The sequence below is a fragment of the Streptomyces sp. NPDC020299 genome, assembly GCF_044387825.1.
Classification (GTDB): domain Bacteria; phylum Actinomycetota; class Actinomycetes; order Streptomycetales; family Streptomycetaceae; genus Streptomyces.
This window is the reverse complement of record NZ_JBIRWL010000002.1, coordinates 475,798-492,411: the sequence shown is the minus strand read 5'-3', so window position 1 is coordinate 492,411 and position 16,614 is coordinate 475,798. Positions and strand designations below refer to the sequence as shown.

The window sequence follows — 16,614 nt, the reverse complement described above, 5'->3', positions numbered from 1 at the left end:
TCAGGAGGCGGGGCGGTCCAGGATCACGGAGCGGGTCAGGGCGCGCGGCCGGTCCGGGTCCAGTCCCTTGCGAACGGCGCTGGCCTCGGCGAGTCGCTGTACGCGCACCAGATCGGCCTGCGGGTCCTCGGGGTGGTCCACGAACAGCGCGCCGGTGGCGTCGACGTCCGCCCGCAGCCCGGCCTCGTCCGGGCCGAAGTGCCACACCAGCCGGCCGGGTGCGGCGATCGCGATCGGACCGTGCCGGTACTCGAGCGACGGGTAGGACTCCGTCCAGCTCTGGGTCGCCTCACGCATCTTCAGGGACGCCTCGCGGGCGATGCCGTGCGCCCAGCCCCGGCCGAGGAAGGTGATCTGGTCGGTGGTGACCCACTCCTCGGGCAGCGGCGCTTCGAGTGCCGTACGCGCGGCCTCCGCCAGCGGCTCCACCGCCTCGCCCAGTCCGGCGCGCAGCGCGGTCAGCGCGGTGGTCGCGAACACGGTCTGCACGACCGACTTCTCGTCCGCGAAGGACAGGTCGAGGACGTGGTCGGCGACGTCGACGATCGGCGTGGAGGTGTCGGCGGTCAGCGCGACCGCGGGGTACCGGCCGCGCCGCCGGTCGAGCAGTTCCAGGATCTCGGTGGTGGTGCCGGAGCGGGAGATCGCCACCAGCCGGTCGTAGGTGCGCTCGTGCGGGAACTCGGAGGCCGCGAAGTGGTCCGTCTCGCCGAGGCCGCGCCGCTCGCGCAGTGCGGCGTACGCCTCGGCCATGAACCAGGAGGTGCCGCAGCCGACGACGGCGACCCGCTCGCCCGGCTGGGGCAGCAGATCCGCGGACTCGGCCGCCACGGTCGCCGCCTTGAGCCAGGTCCGGGGCTGGCGGGCGATCTCCTCGCCTATGAACGACATGCTGGTGCTCCTTGGTATGCGGGAGGACGCGCCTCGGCGGCCTTGGGGGTGGGTGGATGGCTGAGTCGGGAAGGGAGGGTCAGGGGGTCCGGGCGGCCGGGCCGCGCGAACCTGGCTGGTGGCGCGCGAAGTAGTCGGCGAGGTTCGGGGCCAGGGCGGGCACCTGGACGGGGATGCCGCCCGAACGCAGCGAGGTGGTGGCCGCGATGCCGGTGGCAACCGCCTCACGGGCGGCGACGGGCGAGGTGTCGGTGGCACCGCCGTACGCGACGAAGCCCAGGAACTCGTCGACGAGGGCCTGGTCCGCGCCGCCGTGGCCGGCGTCGGCGGTCTCGGCGCCGAGGGTGACGTCGGCGTCGGGCCGGTAGCCGGAGCGGCGCCGGTTCCACACCTTGACCACAGGGGCGTCGCCCTGGATGCCGTCGCCGAGGTTCTCGATGCGTCCCTCGTCGCCGATGACGGTGTAGTTGCGCCAGTAATCGGGGGTGAAGTGGCACTGCTGGTAGCTGGTGAGCACCCCGTTGTCGAGGCGGGTCAGCACCATGCTGATGTCCTCCACGTCGACGACGGGGTTGAGGTCGCGCAGCGCGGCCGGCGGCCAGACGCTCTCGTCGAACCAGTCCTGCACCCGCTGCGGGCCCTGCGGTTCGGTGCGGCGGTGCGCGTTGGCGCCGTAGACGGCCAGGTCGCCCAGCGCGGTGACGGTGCGGGCGGTGCCGCCCGCCAGCCAGTGGATCGCGTCCAGGTCGTGCGCGCCCTTCTGGAGCAACAAGCCGGTTGTCCGGCCGCGTTCGGCGTGCCAGTCCTTGAAGTAGTAGTCGCCGCCGTGGCCGACGAAGTGCCGGCACCACACGGCCCGTACGGTCCCGATCGCGCCCTCGTCGACAAGTCGGCGCATGGTGCGCAGGACCGGCAGGTGGCGCAGGTTGTGCCCGACGTAGAGCCGGGTGCGGGTACGGGCGGCGGTGGCCAGCACCCGGTCGCAGTCGTCGAGGGCGACGGTCAGCGGCTTCTCGACGAACACGGCGACGCCGGCTTCGAGGAAGTACAGGGCGGGCGCGGTGTGCAGGTCGTCGGGGGTGAGGACGAAGACCGCGTCGAGGTCGTCCGCGAGCATGTCCTCGTAGCGCTCGTGGACCCGTACGCCGACGCCGAAGAGCGTGCGGGCATCGTCGCGGCCGCGCGCGGCCGGATCGGCACAGGAGACCACGCGGGCCGTTCCGGGCCGGTCGGCCAGGGTGGCCAGTCCGGCGCGCTGGCCGACGCCGACGACACCCACGCGCAGTTCGGGCGCGGGCGGCTGGACGGTCATGGGGGCACCCCTTCGTCTTGGTCGCGGTCAGGGACAAGCGTTCGGCGCCACGGCTTCGCGGGCGGGTCGGCGCGGACTGCCATCGGGGCGGCGGGCCCCGGGCGGTGGCAGCGGCCGAGGGTGGCCGGCGGTCCCACCGGGTCCCGGAGGCCGCCGTACGACGGGCCCGCAGCGGGCGGCGAGCTGACGTCACAACAGGCCCCGGACCGGGATCGGACCCCGGGTTCCACCGTGACACCCCTGACAATAGATGCTCGAAACTGCTCTATCAATGCTTCTAGCGAGCATCTTCGAGCATCATGCCTACGACCCGACCAAGGAGCAGCAGTGATCCTCACCGTCACCCTCAACGCCGCGCTCGACGTCACCCACCGCGTCGACCGGCTCCGTCTCCACGCGAGCAACCGCGTCCCCTCCGTCGCCCACCGGGCCGGCGGCAAGGGGGTCAACGTGGCCCGGGTCCTGCACGCCCTCGGCGAGCGGACCGCCGTCACCGGACTCGCCGGGGGGCCGACCGGCGCCGCCGTGCGCGCCGAACTCGCCTCGGCCGGCCTCACCGACCACCTCGTACCGATCGAGGGGGAGAGCCGCCGCACCGTCGCCGTCGTCGACGACCTGGACACCACGCTCCTGCTTGAGCCCGGACCGCGGGTGATTCCCGCCGAGTGGGCGCGGTTCACCCGCCGGTACCGGGAACTGCTGGGCGGTGCGCGGGCCGTCGTCCTCGCCGGCAGCCTGCCGCCGGGCGTGCCCGCGGACGCCTACGCCGTGCTCGTCGCCCTGGCCCGCGCCGCGGGCGTGCCCACCGTCCTGGACGCGGACGGCGAGGCCCTGCTGGCGGCGCTCGCCGAGGGCCCGGACGTCGTCAAACCGAACGCCCACGAACTGGCGGCGGCCACCGGCGCCGACGACCCGGGGGCGGGCGCGGGCGCGCTGGCCGCAGCCGGCGCACGGGCGGTGGTCGCCTCGCTCGGCCCCGAGGGGCTCCTCGCCCACACCCCGGACGGAGTGTGGCGGGCCCGGCCGCCCGCCCCTGTCGCGGGCAACCCCACGGGCGCGGGGGACGCGGCGGTCGCCGCTCTCGCCCTCGGGCTCAGCACCGGGCGCCCCTGGCCGGAGCGGCTCGTCGAGGCCGTGGCCCTGTCGGCCGCCGCCGTGGCCGCCCCGCTCGCCGGGGACTTCGACCCCGCGACGCGCCGCGCCCTGCTCGGCACGGTGACCGTGAACTCGGTCCCCCCGTCCGGTGCATGACGCTCCGGCAGGGCCCGGGCCACAGGATCCGGCACTGTCGTTGACATCCTCACAGGCGATCGCTTTACTCCCGGACAACGCAGGAGCCCCGCTCCGCGTCAGAGGTACGCCCAGCCGGTATGCAGGCCCCGCGCCGCGAGCCCGGCCCAAGTCGCCAGGACGCCCCCGCGCGTCCGAGGCGGGGACGTGCCCTCTCCCCTGGAGCTCGATACATGAGCCACCTGATGAGCACCACCCCCTGGAAGGTCGCCGGCGCGGCCGTCGGCGTCGCCGCCCTGGCCGGCGCGCTGCTCGTGCAGGCGACCGCGTCGCAGGCCTCGGCCGTGCCGTTGCCGCCCACCCACGCCGGCTTCGACTACCAGATCGGAGGCGCCTACACCCCGCCGTCCGGCGTCAAGGTCGTCACCCGCGACCACGGCGCCGCCCCGGTCACCGGGCTGTACAACATCTGCTACGTGAACGCCTTCCAGGCACAGCCGGGCGCCGAGCAGGACTGGGCCTCGGACCTGCTGCTGCGCGACTCCGCGGGCAAGGTCGTCTACGACAAGAACTGGGGCGAGGCACTCCTCGACGTCGGCACCGACGCCAAGCGCAAGCGGATCGCCGACAAGATCGGGGCCCTGATCGACGGCTGCCGCGACAAGGGCTTCCAGGCCGTCGAGCCGGACAACTACGACAGCTACACCCGCTCGGGCAAGCGGCTGACCGCGAACAACGCGCAGGCGTTCATCAAGCTGCTGTCCGCCCGCGCCCATGCGGACGGTCTGGCCATCGCCCAGAAGAACACCTCCGAGCTGGCCGCGAACCGCACCGCCAACGGCCTCGACTTCGCCGTGGCGGAGGAGTGCGGCGCGTACGACGAGTGCGGCGAGTACACCAGCGCCTTCGGCAACCACGTCATCGTGATCGAGTACACCGACTCCGGCCGCTCGAAGGCATGCAGGTCGTGGGGCAGCACGCTGAGCATCGTCCAGCGCGACCTCGACGTCTCCCCCGCCGGCAGCAGCGGGTACGTCCGCAAGACCTGCTAGCCGGTCCTCACAGGGCCGAAGCCCCCGTCCCACGTCGGTCCGTGGCGGCTCGCCCGAGCCGCCACAGGCCACTTTCCGGAGCCCGAATCCGACCCCACATATGCTCGATCATGCGCGTTTCTCGAGTGTTTCACGCAGGTTCAAGCATGCCGGACTCTTGACAGGTACCCGGAACGATCGTTTAACTCCTGGTCAACGCCGCATACGCAGTACGCGGCGGCAGAGGTACGCCCAGCCGGTAGCTGACCACGCGCCAGGAGCCCGGACTGAGTCGCCAGGAGCCCTCGGGCGTCCGAGGCGGGGCCGTGCCCACCATGCTCTGGAGCCCGGCCTTGAACGGTACCCGCGTGACCCGCCGCGGCCGGCCGGGCACCGCAGGCGCTCCGGTACCCGCGAGACCGGCGGCGGTACGACGACCGTTCCTGCCCCGAGGCTGAGCACCCCCGCCGCGACTCCACGGCCGAACGGCACACGCCGGCCGCATCCCCGTACAGACATCGCCTGTCCCACAGCTCCCACCGGAGGTACCCATGCAAGCGGTCTCCCGCAGCGCGCGGCCCGTCCGCCGCGATGTGCTGCGCGCCGGCGCAGGCCTGGCCACGGCGGTGGCCGCGGGCACGGCGGCCTCCGGCTGCGCGGCGGACCGCGACGACGGCGTCGCCGCCGACGGCACCGTGACCATCGAGATGTGGCACGGCCAGACCGACACCGGCAAGAAGGCCCTGGAGTCCCTGGCCGCCTCCTTCACGCGAAGCCATCCCCGCATCCGCGTCGAACTCGGCGGCGGCGTGCTCGCCGACGCGATGCTGCAGAAGGTGACGGCCGCCCTCGCCGCCGGCTCGTACCCCGACATCGCCTACATCTTCGGCTCCGACCTGGCCAGCGTCGCCCGCAGCCCCCAGGTCGTCGACCTCACCGACATGGTCAAGAGCGCCCCCACCCCCTGGGCCGGCTACTGGGTGCCCGCCCGCAAGGCCGTCACCGTCAACGGCCGGGTGCGGGCCGCGCCCGCCGTGCTGGACTCCCTCGCCGTCGTCTGCAACAAGAAGCTCTTCCGGCAGGCCGGTCTGCCGCTGCCCGAGGCGGGCTGGCGGTGGGACGACTTCGTCGCCACCGCCAAGGCCCTCACCGACACGGGCGGCGGACGCTTCGGCACCGGCTGGCCCGGCGTCGGCGACGAGGACACCGTCTGGCGGCTGTGGCCCATGATCTGGGACCTGGGCGGCGACGTCGTCGCCGCCGACGGCAAGCACATCGGCTTCGGCGACACCGGCACCCGGGCCCTGGAGGTCGTCGCCGAACTGGCCCGCGACAAGAGCGTCTACGTCGACCCGAAACCCGGCAGCGAGCAGATGTACCAGGTCTTCATGTCGGGCCGCATGGCCATGGCCGTCACCGGCCCCTGGCAGCTCCCCGACACCCAGCAGGCGAAGATCGACTACCACGTCGTCCCGATGCCCACCTTCTCCGGCCGGCCGATGACCATCAGCGGACCCGACACCTGGACGGTCTTCGACAACGGCGACGCCCGCAAGAAGGCCGCCAAGACATTCGTCAGCTGGCTCATGCAGCCCGCCCAGGACGTGCGCTGGGACATCCGGGCGGGCAGCCTGCCGCTCAGCCGCAGCACCCGCGACCTGCCGGACTGGCAGCGCAAGGAGAGCGGCACCGAGGGCCTCGGGGTGTTCACCAAGGCCCTGGACTCCGCCCGCGTGCGCCCCGTGCACGCCGCCTACCCGCAGATCTCCCAGGCCCTCGGACAGGCCGTCGTCGCCGTGCTGCTCGGCCGGAGCAGTCCCGCCCAGGCGATGCGCGCCTGCGCCGCCGACGCCAACGCCGCACTGATCATCCCGCGTTGAGGAGCCCTCTTCATGTCGCGACTGCCCACCCCGATCACCGTGTCCCGGCCCCCGGACAACCGCCGCGCCCTGCGCCGCAGACGCGCCGGCGAGGCCGCCATGGCCTGGTCGTTCGTCTCGCCCGCCGTCCTCATCATCCTCGGGCTGAGCGTGGTGCCGATCATCTGGTCGCTGCTGCTGTCCTTCCAGGCCGACGACCTGGTCACCCCCAGCCGGTGGGTCGGCCTGGACAACTACCGCGCCCTCGCCCAGGATCCGCACTTCAGCCAGGCCCTGCGCAACACCCTGCTCTACACCGCGCTGTACGTGCCGGCCAGCATGGCGATCGGACTGCTCCTCGCCCTCGCCCTCAACCGGCGCATCCGCTTCGTCGGCCTCTACCGCACCCTGTACTTCGTCCCGTTCGTGGTCTCCGCGACCGCGCAGGGCGTGCTCTTCTCCTTCATCCTCGACCCCGAGTTCGGCGCCGCCAACGCCGTGCTCCATCACCTCGGCATCCCGTCCCAGGGCTTCCTCACCGACCCCTCCCAGGCACTGCCCGTGCTCGTCGCCGTCAGCCTGTGGAGCGGCACCGGGTTCTGCCTGGTCATCTACCTCGCCGCACTGCAGGACGTGCCCGTCTCACTGATCGAGGCGGCCCGGCTGGACGGCGCCGACCGCCGCCGACTCCTGCGCCACGTCACCCTGCCCGCGCTGCGGCCCGTCACGGTGTTCCTGCTGCTGTGGCAGACCATCCAGTCCCTCCAGGCGTTCGACCTCGTCTACGTCACCACCAAGGGCGGACCACTCGGTTCCACCACGGTGATCGTCTACTTCATCTGGGAGCAGGCCTTCAAGAACGCCACCGCCGGATACGGGGCCGCCTCCGCCTATGTCCTGGCCGTGGCCCTGGGACTGATCGGCCTGATTCTCCAGGTCGCCCGCCGCCGCCTCCAGGGAGCCTCCGCATGACCGCCGTCTCCGTCCCGCCCCACGCCGAGCAGACGGCGTCGTCCGACACCCGGCCCGGTACCCGGCGCCGCCGGCCGCGGCTGCCGTTCAGCCCCTGGCACCTGCTGCTCGCCCCCATGGCCCTGCTCTTCGCGGTGCCGCTGATCTGGCTGGTCCTCAGCTCGGTGATGAGCAACGCGGAGATCAACCGCTTCCCCCCGGCGCTGTGGCCCTCCCATCTCGACCTGGGCGGCTACCGCTACGTGCTCGGCAACGCGATGTTCCCGCGCTGGTTCGCCAACTCGTTCCTCGTCAGCCTGGTCACCGTCACCGCCAACCTGGTGCTCGGCACCCTCGGCGGCTACGCCTTCGCCCGGATGCGGTTCGCCGGCTCCCGGCTGCTGCTGGGCCTGATGCTGGCGACGATGGCGATCCCGTTCCAGCTGACCATGATCCCCACCTTCCTGGTGATGAAGCAGCTCGGCCTCATCGACACCCTCGGCGCGCTGATCGTGCCGTCCCTGGTCACACCCTTCTCGGTGTTCCTGCTCCGCCAGTTCTTCCTCTCGCTGCCCCGGGAGCTGGAGGAGGCGGCCTGGATCGACGGCTGCTCCCGGCTGCGCGTGCTGTGGCGGATCGTGCTCCCGCTGTCCCGGCCCGCCCTGAGCACGGTCGCCGTCCTCACCTTCCTGAGCACCTGGAACGACCTCACCTGGCCCCTGATCGCCATCAACCACGACACCCAGTACACGCTCCAGCTCGGCCTGACGACCTTCCAGGGACAGCACCACACCCAGTGGGCCGCCGTGATGGCCGGGAACGTCATCACCGTGCTGCCCGTCCTGCTCGCCTTCCTCGGCGCGCAGAAGGCGTTCATCCAGTCCATCACCTCCACCGGTCTCAAGGGCTGACCCCCGGGCCACCCCGACACACCACCCAGGCAGGAATCCTCCGTGATGCCGCACACCTTCGACCTGCTCGTCATCGGTGACGCCAACCCGGACGTCGTCATCGGCCCCCTCGACACCCCGCTCGCCTTCGGCCAGCGCGAACAACTGGTGCCGTCCGGCACCCTCACCGTCGGGGGCTCCGGCGCGATCGTCGCCTGCGGGGCCGCACGCCTCGGCCTCCGGGTCGCCTTCGCCGGCCGGGCGGGCGACGACGACGCCGGCCGCTACATGCGCGACCGCCTCGACGCCCACGGCGTCGACACCGGGGCGCTGACGCTCGACCCCCACCGGCCCACCCCGCTGACCGTCGTCCTCACCCGCGGCGACGACCGGGCCATCCTCACCGCCCCCGGCACCCTGGCCGCGACCACCGCCGACGACGTGCCGCCCGCCCAGCTGGCCGCCGCCCGGCACGTGCACTCCACCTCGTACTTCCTGATGCCCCAGCTCGCCGCCGCGCTCCCGGACCTCCTGCGCACCGCACACCGGCACGGCGCCACCACCTCCGTCGACACCAACGACGACCCGGCCGGCCTGTGGGAGCCCACCGGTCTGGACGCCGTGCTGGCCCACACCGACTTCCTGCTGCCCAACGCCGCCGAGGCCCGCCGACTGGCCCGGACCGACGCCGCGGACCCGGCCGAGGCCGCCGCCCGGCTCGCCGCCCGGGGCCCGGTCGCCGTCGTCAAGAACGGCGCCGACGGCGCGCTGTGCCACGACGGCGAACGCCTCTTCACCACCCGGGGCATCGCGGTCGAGCCGGTCGACGCGGTGGGCGCCGGCGACAGCTTCGACGCGGGCTTCATCACCGGCCTGCTGCACGAGATGTCCCTGCCGGACGCGCTGCGCCTCGCCGCGGTCTGCGGCGCCCTGTCCACCCGCGCCGGCGGCGGCATCGCCGCCCAGCCCACCTGGGACGAAGCCCTCACCCGCCTACCCGAGACCGAGGAAACCCCCGTATGACCACCCCCAAGATCGTCTTCGTCGGCGCCGGCAGCGTCGTCTTCACCCAGGGTCTGCTCGCGGACCTCCTCGCCTTCGACGAACTGAAGTCCGCGCACATCGCGCTGCACGACATCGACGCCGAACGCCTGGCCACCGCGCGCGCCGCCGCCGTCCGCATCGCCGACACCCTCGGTGCCGGCCCCACCGTCACCGCGCACGCCGAACGCCGCGAGGCCCTGGCGGACGCCGACTTCGTCATCAACATCGTGCAGATCGGCATGGCCGAGGCCACCCGCACCGACTTCGAGGTACCCGCCCGCTACGGCCTGCGCCAGACCATCGGGGACACCCTCGGCATCGGCGGTATCTTCCGCGCCCTGCGCACCTTCCCGTTCCTCGGGGAGCTGGGCCGCGACATCGCCGAGGTCTGCCCCCAGGCCTGGCTGCTCAACTACACCAACCCCATGGCCATGAACGTCCAGTACCTCGCCCAGGCCACCGGTCTGACCCGGGTGGTGGGACTGTGCCACTCGGTCTACTGGACGATGCGTGACCTCGCCGACCTGGTCAAGGTCCCCTACGAGGAGGTCAGTTACCACGCCGCCGGTGTCAACCACCAGGCATGGGTGCTGCGCTTCGAGCATCAGGGGCGCAGCCTCTACCCGAAGCTGGACGAACTGATCGCCTCCGACGACCAGTTGCGCCGCAGGGTCCGCGTCGACATGTACCGCAGGCTCGGCCACTACCCGACCGAGACCAGCGAGCACTCCTCCGAGTACGTCCCCTGGTACCTGCACCACGCCGGCGAGGTCGAGCGGCTGCGGCTGCCGGTCGGCGAGTACCTCAAGATCGTCGACGAGAACACCGCCGAGTACGAGAGGACCCGCGACGCGCTGGCCGCCGGCGCCCCGATCACCGTCGAGGGCACGATGGAGTACGCGCCCCAGATCATCCACAGCATGGTCACCGGCACCCCGCGCACGGTCTACGGCAACGTCCCCAACCGCGGCCTGATCGACAACCTGCCCGCGCACGGCGTGGTCGAGGTGCCGTGCCTGGTGGACTCGCTGGGTGTCCAGCCCACCCGCGTGGGCTCCCTCCCGCCCCAGCTGGCGGCGCTCAACCGCACCTACCTGAGCGCGAACGACCTGGTGGTGCGGGCGGCGCTCGAAGACGAACCCCGGCACATCAGGCATGCGGCGATGACCGACCCGGCCACCGCGGCGGCGCTGCCCGTCGAGGACATCTGGCGCCTGTGCGACGACATGGTCACCGCCCACGGCGACCTGCTCCAGCCGGGGCTGCGCGTCCGCCTCGGCTCCTGACCGGTACCCGGCGGCCTGGCGACTGCAGATACGGTGATTTCGCCGGGTGCGGGTCAGGCCACCAGCCCCGCGATGTGGGCGGTGACCGTGTCGAGGATGTCGGTCCAGGCCGACTCGTCGCCGAGGACGAGGTAGTTGAGGGTCAGGCCGTCGGTCACGGCGGCGAGATAGCGGGCCAGGACGGAGACGGGGACGCGCAGTCGCAGTTCACGGCTGGTGCGCACCTGCTCGATCAGCTCGGTGTAGGCGATGCCGTAAAGCTCGTGCTGCCGTCGGGCCAGGTGCTCGAACCCCGGCTCTCGCAGGGCGTATTGGGTCAGTTCGTAGGTGAGCATGTGCTCGTGGGGGCGGTCGCGGACGTGGTCCCAGTACGCCTCGAAGCCGGCCCGGACGGTCTCCTCCAGCGTGGCCCTGGGCCGCAGCGCCTCCCGCACCACGGTCACCGAGTGGTCGGTGAGGGTGGTGATGACGGACTCGATCAGGGCCTGCTTGGAGTCGAAGCAGTAGTGGAAGACGCTCAGCGACACGCCCGCCTCGGCGGCGATGGCCCGGGTCGTCGCCTTGGCGACGCCGTCCCGGGCCATCGTCCTGATCGCCGCTTCCGTCAGCTGCCGGCGCCGCTCGGCCGACGGCATGCGTGCCATCCGTGAACTCCCGCCTCAGGCGCTGTGGACTCCGACCTCGTACAGCGAGTATCCCCAGTCGGTGCCGCGGCCGAGACCGTGGACCCGGACGTAGCGGGCCGGGGTCCCGGTGAACCGGGCCGTGTCCAGGCCGCCGTCGCCGCTCGTGGTGGACCAGGCGGTCCGCCAGTTCGTGCCGTCGGTGGAGAGTTCGATGCGGTACGACTTGCCGTACGCGCGCTCCCAGTCCAGCGTCACCCGGGAGACCAGTCGGGTGGAGCCCAGGTCGACCTGCCACCACTGGTCGTCGCTCCAGTCGCTGGCCCAGCGGGTCGAGTCGTCACCGTCGGCGGCGCGGTCCGGCCGGTAGCTGGTGAACGGGTTCGACTCGGACGAACTGGCCGTCGCCGGCTGCCCCTTGGCGAGGTTCACCGAGGCCTGGTGCTGTTCGGTGGAGCCCCAGGTGTCGAGGTAGGACTCGGCACCCCGGAACAGGTCGTTCACCACGTCCTGGCCGCCGACCTGCCGGATGTCCTCGATCCAGTCGGGGATCATCCCGGCGTGGGCCGCGCCGTCGGTGTTGATGTCGAAGGTGCGCTCGCCGGAGGTCTGCCGGTCGATGACGGAGCCACCGTCGGCACTCTTGAAGGGGTACGTCACCTTGTGCGCTGCGTCCGCGCCGCGCGGGGCGGGATGGTCGCCGATGCCGTTGAAGTCCGTGCCGAAGCCGTAACCCACGCCGTACTTGTCGCGCAGCGGCTTGGTCCGGGCGGCCTCCGCGACGAACCCTTCGGAGCCGTGCATGTACTGGGCGACGAAGCCGCCGAGGGAGTAGACCCGCTCGGTCCAGTTCAGGTCCATCCAGCTGTGCGAGGAGATCACGCCGGGGTAGGACGCCGCCTCCAGGATGTCCAGCGCCTGGCCGACGGCCTTGACGCTCATGTGGTCGATCTCCAGCATCATCTTGCGCTTCATCATGCCGCGCACGGCGTATTCGCCGAGTTCGGTGAGGCCGCGCTTGTTGCACTGGGCGTCCGAGTCGTACGAGGGGACGTGCACACCGGCCGGCAGGTCCGACTCCGCCTTTGACGAGGCGCTCCCGATGGGGTTGTCGTGTTGCGGGCCGGTGCACTTCTCGGTCTGCCAGAAGGTGCCGGTCGACAGGAACTGGCCGACGTTGATGGCCGTTCCCAGACCGCCGGAGTCGAAGCGGACTCCGCACAGGGCGTTGTCGAACTTGTGGCACAGGAACATCGAGCGGACACCGAGCGCGTAGAGCTCGTCGAGTCCCTTGTCGATGTCCTCCTTGCTGCACTGCGGGACGTCGAGGATCTGCTTGCACCCGAAGGGCTCGGAGGTCTCGACGCCGAGGATGACGGCGAGTTTGCCCTGCTCGATGACCTCACGCGCCTGCGCGCTGTCGGTGACGACGCGGAACCAGCCCTTGCCGGGGCCGCCGTACATCTTGTCGATGTACGCCTGGAGGTCGTATGTCAGCTTCGCCTGCAGCCGGATCGACGTCATCTCGTCGCAACTGCGGTCCTTGAAGAAGTAGACGGAGCAGATCATGCCGTTGGTGACGAGGTCGTTGACGAGCACGCGCTGTCCGCCGCGCCAGGCCCGCTCCACCCACGCGTAATAGTCGGCCTGGTGGGTCATCGAGTCGTACGCGGGCCAGTCCTTGAAGGTCGGCCAGCCGACCGGGTCGTGCTTGCCGTCACCGCCGTGGGTGATGTAGTCGAAGATCGCGAGGGTCCCGTCGGGGTAGTGCTCGGGGCAGTCCTTCAGGGCGTCGGCGACACCGGCCTCGGAGAAGACCTTGCCGCAGATCAGCCGGCCGCCGAAGGCCTCGTTGCCGAAGAGGTGGTTGTGCGCGTCGACGAACCCCTGTACCTCTCCTGCCGAGTTGGTGCCGGTGAACGGCTCGCCGGTGACGTTGATCTGGACGTCCGGGGCGGGTCGCGCGGTGGGGACCCACCAGTCGTCGCCGGCCGCCGAACTCGGCGTGGGCCCGAGGACCATGGCCAGTACCAGGAGCAGCAGCGACAGCATGGTGACGTTTCCGCGTCTGCGGTACGAGCGTCGAATCGGCGTCACGGCCCACGTCCCTCGGTCGGCGGGAGGGCGCGGTCACCGAAACCCTGAGGTTGTCATGAACCGCGCAATATCTGGGACGAGGATCGGGCCGCGCGCCTACCGAGTCAAGTGTCCGGGACGCTTGACCTGATGACTCAGCGGCTCAACTCCCGTGCCCAGCCGCCGAGTACGGGCACGCACCGCTCAGCGAAGTACTCGTAGTCGGCCGGGGTGTTGTAGACGTGGGCGGACACCCGCAGGTAACCGATGCCGTCGAAGCTGGTGAAGGCGGCCTCGACGGCGAGTTCGCGGGCCACCCGGTCGCGCAGCGCGTCGGCCTCGATCCGGCTGCGCCCGAGTCCGGCGGGCAACCGCACCAGGCGCATACCGGGGACCGGCATCCCGACGTCGGTCCGGCTGTCCTCCCCGGTCAGCCGCTCGAAAGCGGCGCCGATGACATGCCCGGCGTAGTCCGCGAGCCGGTCCATGTAGCGGCGGGCGGCGGACCAGCCCCAGGCGCGCTCCACGAAGGCGAGGGACGTCGGCGCGGCCAGATAGGAGGTGGCGTCGAGCGTGCCCTGGTGGTCGAAGCGGTCGGGGTACGGCTCCTCGGCACCCCAGGAGTCGATCAACGGGTGGAGCAGGTGCCGCAGGGGCCCGTGTGCGATCAGGGCAGCGGTGCCGCGCGGGGCGCAACCCCATTTGTGGAGGTTGCCTGTCCAGAAATCGTACGTCGCCCCGGCGAGCGGTGCGGCGAGCAGCCCCGGGGCGTGCGCGCCGTCGACGAGCATCGGCACGCCCCGGCGGCGAGCTTCCGCGCCGATGCGCTCGACCGGCAGCCGGCGCGCGGTCGCCGAGGTGATCTGGTCGATCACGACGAGGTCGGTGGCCTCGCCGATCTCGGCGACGACGGCCTGGTAGGCCTCGTCCTCGTCGGTGCCGAGCGGCACCCGCGCCGTACGCACCCGGCCGCCCCAGCGGCGTGCCAGCCGCTCGGCTCCCATGGTGACGGCCCCGTAGCCGTGGTCGGTGACGACGATCTCCCCACCACGGCAGCGTTCGAGCGCACCGTAGACCACGCTGGCGCCCGCGCTGGCGTTCGGCACCAGGGCGAGGTCGCCGGCGTCGACGCGCAGGAAGCCGGCGATGTCGGCCCGGGTGGCGGCGAGACGCCCCGGCAGCTCCGGGAACCACACCACCGGCGCGCGCTCCATCTCGGTGCGCAGCTCCGCCTGCCGCTCCTGCGCCACCAGCGGGACGGCACCGAACGATCCGTGGTTCAGGTGCCTCAGGGCCGGGTCCAGCGACCACGCCTCGGCGGCGAGCCTGCCGTCGGACAGCAGCAGGGGGTGCGGCGCGACGGCCACCTCGGTCTCACTCACGTCAGCAGGCCTCCGGAAACACAGGTGATCACCCGGCATCCTGACACGACGGTGATCGCGGCCCGAGGGCTGGGGCGCGGTCAGGGAACCCGATGAGGCGCCGGTTCCCCTCCATCCAAGCGTGCTGCTGCCAGCCGCCCCCGTGCGGCGGCCTGGATCTGGGAGGGCCCGAGCCCCCACTGGAGGGTGCGTCCGACGGCCGTCGCCAGGGGCCGGTCCCAGCCGGCGCGGACGGGGGCCGGGCGGTGGATGCCGAGTTCGGTGCGGGCCCAGTCGGGGAGGAGTCCGACCGAGGCGTTCATGAGCAGGCGTGTGACCAGCCGCTCCCGTCGTGTGCGTCCGAAGCTGCGGAGGAACAGCACCGAGTCCAACGCCGCCGGAGTGGCGTGGAGTCGGGGGCGCAGGCGGGCCAGGTAGCGCTCGGCTTCGCGGGACGTGCGCGGTACGTTCCGTGCGCCCAACGCTTCGGCCACGGGGGCGACTTGACGGTAGTAGGCGTCGCACTCGGCGGGGGTCAGCCGGAGCGGCCGGGGTGCGTAGGTCTGGTGGCCGGCGAGGAAGCTGCGCACCTCGGCGGTGTGCACCCAGGTGAGCAGGCCGGGGTCGTCCGCGCGGTACGGCCGGCCGTCGGGGGCGGTGCCGTGCACCCGGGTGTGGATCCGCCGGACGAGGCCGATCACCTCGCGGGCGGCGGCCGAGGAGCCGAAGGTGGTCGTGGTGATGAACCGTACGGTTCCGTTCAGCCGCCCGACCGGGTCGGCGCGGAAGTCGGAGTGCTGGTCGACCCCCGCCATGGCCAGCGGATGCAGCGACTGGAGCATGAGCGCGGCGAACCCGCCGGTGAGCATCCCGGTGGCCTGCCCGTGCACCCGCCACACCGGGTCCCCCGGTGCGATCCCGAACAGCCCGGGATCACCGGGCGGTCCCGCGTACCGCTCCAGCTTGAGATCCCCGCCGTGCATGGTCGCCGTGAGTTCCGCCGCGATCCGTTCCCGCAGTCCCACCAGCACCTCCAGGGTCCGTGTCCCTCAGCCGAGCGTACCGATCCGCCCGGCGAGCACGGCCACGAGGATGAGCAGTCCGCACAGGGGGTTGGTGCCGAACGCCCGCCCGCAGGCTCCGGCGTCCGCGGGGTCGGCCCGCCACACCTGCCATCCCAGCTGCCCCGCGACCACGCACAGTCCGGGCCAGTACAGGGGCCCGAGCCCGGCTGCGGCGCCCCAGCAGCACGGCGGCCGACCGCACCCCGGCCCGTACATCGGCTTCCCGGTCCTGGCAGGCGTAGATCACGTCCGTACCCACGGCCCAGCAGATCAGCGCCCCGTACAGCACCCCGCCCCGAGCCCGAGCCCTCCGGTGAGCAGGACGTACACCAGCGGCAACGTCCAGTTGATGGAGATACCCAGCCACACATGCGGCCAGTGGGTGACCCGCTTCATATACGGATACACCGCCGCGAGGGGCGCCCCGGCCGCCGCCCACACCACGGCCTCCACATTCCACAACCCCATCACCAGCGGAGCGACGGCCCCCACCGCGACACACAGCACCAGTGCCCGTCCGTCGTTCTGCGTGAGGTACTGGCAGCGGGCGAGACCGGTCCCGTCGCCCGATCCGTACGCCACCGCGATGCTGCCGCCGGCGCCGGCGTTCTCCACGTCGCCCAGTGCCCCCAGGGCCAGGTCGGGGTGGCCGTCACCGTCGAAGTCAGCGGCGGGCGCGGTACCGGCCGGAGTCCCGGCGCCCTTCGCCGGGGCACCGGAGGGCGCGGTGCCGTGAGCCGCGGTGTGGCAGGTACGGGGTGCGGCGATGTCCTGGGGCCCGGACCGAGCCAGAACCACTCCGACCGCGGCGACGAACGCGACGGCAGCCGCCCCGCCCGCGATCACCCACCGGCGTTTGCCGCCACGTTTCCGCGCAGCCCCCTGCCCCTCATCTTCGACGTCCATGTGATCAGGCACGTCACGAAGGTACCCAGCGGTTCCGGACGCCCTGGGTCTTGGACACCGTCCGTAGCGAAATCCCTCGGTCACCTTCTG

15 protein-coding genes are annotated in these 16,614 nt (G+C 72.1%); 7 read left to right on the top strand and 8 right to left on the bottom strand.

What is annotated here, in order from left to right; all coding sequences use genetic code 11:
* On the bottom strand, positions 1-891 hold the full coding sequence (locus ACH45E_RS06350) for a sugar isomerase (protein ID WP_361444108.1): 891 nt from the start codon (positions 889-891) through the stop codon (positions 1-3).
* Between the two features lie 79 nt (positions 892-970).
* Positions 971-2,203, bottom strand: coding sequence for a Gfo/Idh/MocA family oxidoreductase (locus tag ACH45E_RS06345; protein ID WP_361444111.1), 1,233 nt, complete (start codon positions 2,201-2,203; stop codon positions 971-973).
* Between the two features lie 327 nt (positions 2,204-2,530).
* Between ACH45E_RS06345 and ACH45E_RS06340 the strand changes: the two genes are divergently transcribed.
* From ACH45E_RS06340 to ACH45E_RS06310, 7 genes are all read left to right on the top strand, one after another.
* Positions 2,531-3,454 (top strand): hexose kinase, encoded by a 924-nt coding sequence (locus tag ACH45E_RS06340; protein WP_361444114.1) that lies wholly within the window; start codon positions 2,531-2,533, stop codon positions 3,452-3,454.
* Between the two features lie 212 nt (positions 3,455-3,666).
* Complete coding sequence (locus ACH45E_RS06335; protein ID WP_399040103.1) at positions 3,667-4,485, top strand: endo alpha-1,4 polygalactosaminidase; 819 nt, start codon at positions 3,667-3,669, stop codon at positions 4,483-4,485.
* A 530-nt stretch (positions 4,486-5,015) separates the two neighbouring features.
* Positions 5,016-6,344 (top strand): ABC transporter substrate-binding protein, encoded by a 1,329-nt coding sequence (locus tag ACH45E_RS06330; protein WP_361444117.1) that lies wholly within the window; start codon positions 5,016-5,018, stop codon positions 6,342-6,344.
* 12 nt (positions 6,345-6,356) lie between these two features.
* Positions 6,357-7,295 carry a sugar ABC transporter permease gene (locus ACH45E_RS06325; protein WP_361444120.1) on the top strand — a complete coding sequence of 313 codons (939 nt, stop codon included), beginning with the start codon at positions 6,357-6,359 and terminating at the stop codon, positions 7,293-7,295.
* On the top strand, positions 7,292-8,185 hold the full coding sequence (locus tag ACH45E_RS06320; RefSeq protein WP_361444123.1) for a carbohydrate ABC transporter permease: 894 nt from the start codon (positions 7,292-7,294) through the stop codon (positions 8,183-8,185). Before ACH45E_RS06325 ends, ACH45E_RS06320 begins: the two co-directional genes overlap by 4 nt.
* 45 nt (positions 8,186-8,230) lie before the next feature.
* Positions 8,231-9,187, top strand: a complete 957-nt coding sequence (locus ACH45E_RS06315) for a carbohydrate kinase family protein (protein ID WP_361444126.1) — start codon at positions 8,231-8,233, stop codon at positions 9,185-9,187.
* Positions 9,184-10,494: an alpha-glucosidase/alpha-galactosidase gene (locus tag ACH45E_RS06310; RefSeq protein ID WP_361444129.1), complete on the top strand. Its 1,311-nt coding sequence runs from the start codon at positions 9,184-9,186 to the stop codon at positions 10,492-10,494. Before ACH45E_RS06315 ends, ACH45E_RS06310 begins: the two co-directional genes overlap by 4 nt.
* A 53-nt stretch (positions 10,495-10,547) precedes the next feature.
* Here ACH45E_RS06310 and ACH45E_RS06305 read toward each other — a convergent pair whose 3' ends face one another.
* The 6 genes from ACH45E_RS06305 to ACH45E_RS06280 form a co-directional block, all read right to left on the bottom strand.
* Entirely contained in the window at positions 10,548-11,138 is a 591-nt protein-coding gene (locus ACH45E_RS06305) for a TetR/AcrR family transcriptional regulator (RefSeq protein WP_361444132.1), read from the bottom strand.
* A 15-nt stretch (positions 11,139-11,153) separates the two neighbouring features.
* Positions 11,154-13,169 (bottom strand): discoidin domain-containing protein, encoded by a 2,016-nt coding sequence (locus ACH45E_RS06300; RefSeq protein WP_361444927.1) that lies wholly within the window; start codon positions 13,167-13,169, stop codon positions 11,154-11,156.
* 179 nt (positions 13,170-13,348) lie between these two features.
* Positions 13,349-14,575, bottom strand: coding sequence for an aminotransferase class V-fold PLP-dependent enzyme (locus ACH45E_RS06295; protein ID WP_361444135.1), 1,227 nt, complete (start codon positions 14,573-14,575; stop codon positions 13,349-13,351).
* A gap of 80 nt (positions 14,576-14,655) precedes the next feature.
* On the bottom strand, positions 14,656-15,579 hold the full coding sequence (locus ACH45E_RS06290) for an oxygenase MpaB family protein (protein ID WP_361444138.1): 924 nt from the start codon (positions 15,577-15,579) through the stop codon (positions 14,656-14,658).
* Positions 15,580-15,603: 24 nt separating this feature from the next.
* Positions 15,604-15,750, bottom strand: a complete 147-nt coding sequence (locus ACH45E_RS06285) for a hypothetical protein (RefSeq protein ID WP_361444141.1) — start codon at positions 15,748-15,750, stop codon at positions 15,604-15,606.
* Between the two features lie 138 nt (positions 15,751-15,888).
* The gene (locus ACH45E_RS06280; RefSeq protein ID WP_361444144.1) at positions 15,889-16,536 is read right to left on the bottom strand and encodes a hypothetical protein; all 648 of its coding nucleotides are present in this window, start codon (positions 16,534-16,536) and stop codon (positions 15,889-15,891) included.
* Between the last annotated feature and the right edge of the window lie 78 nt (positions 16,537-16,614).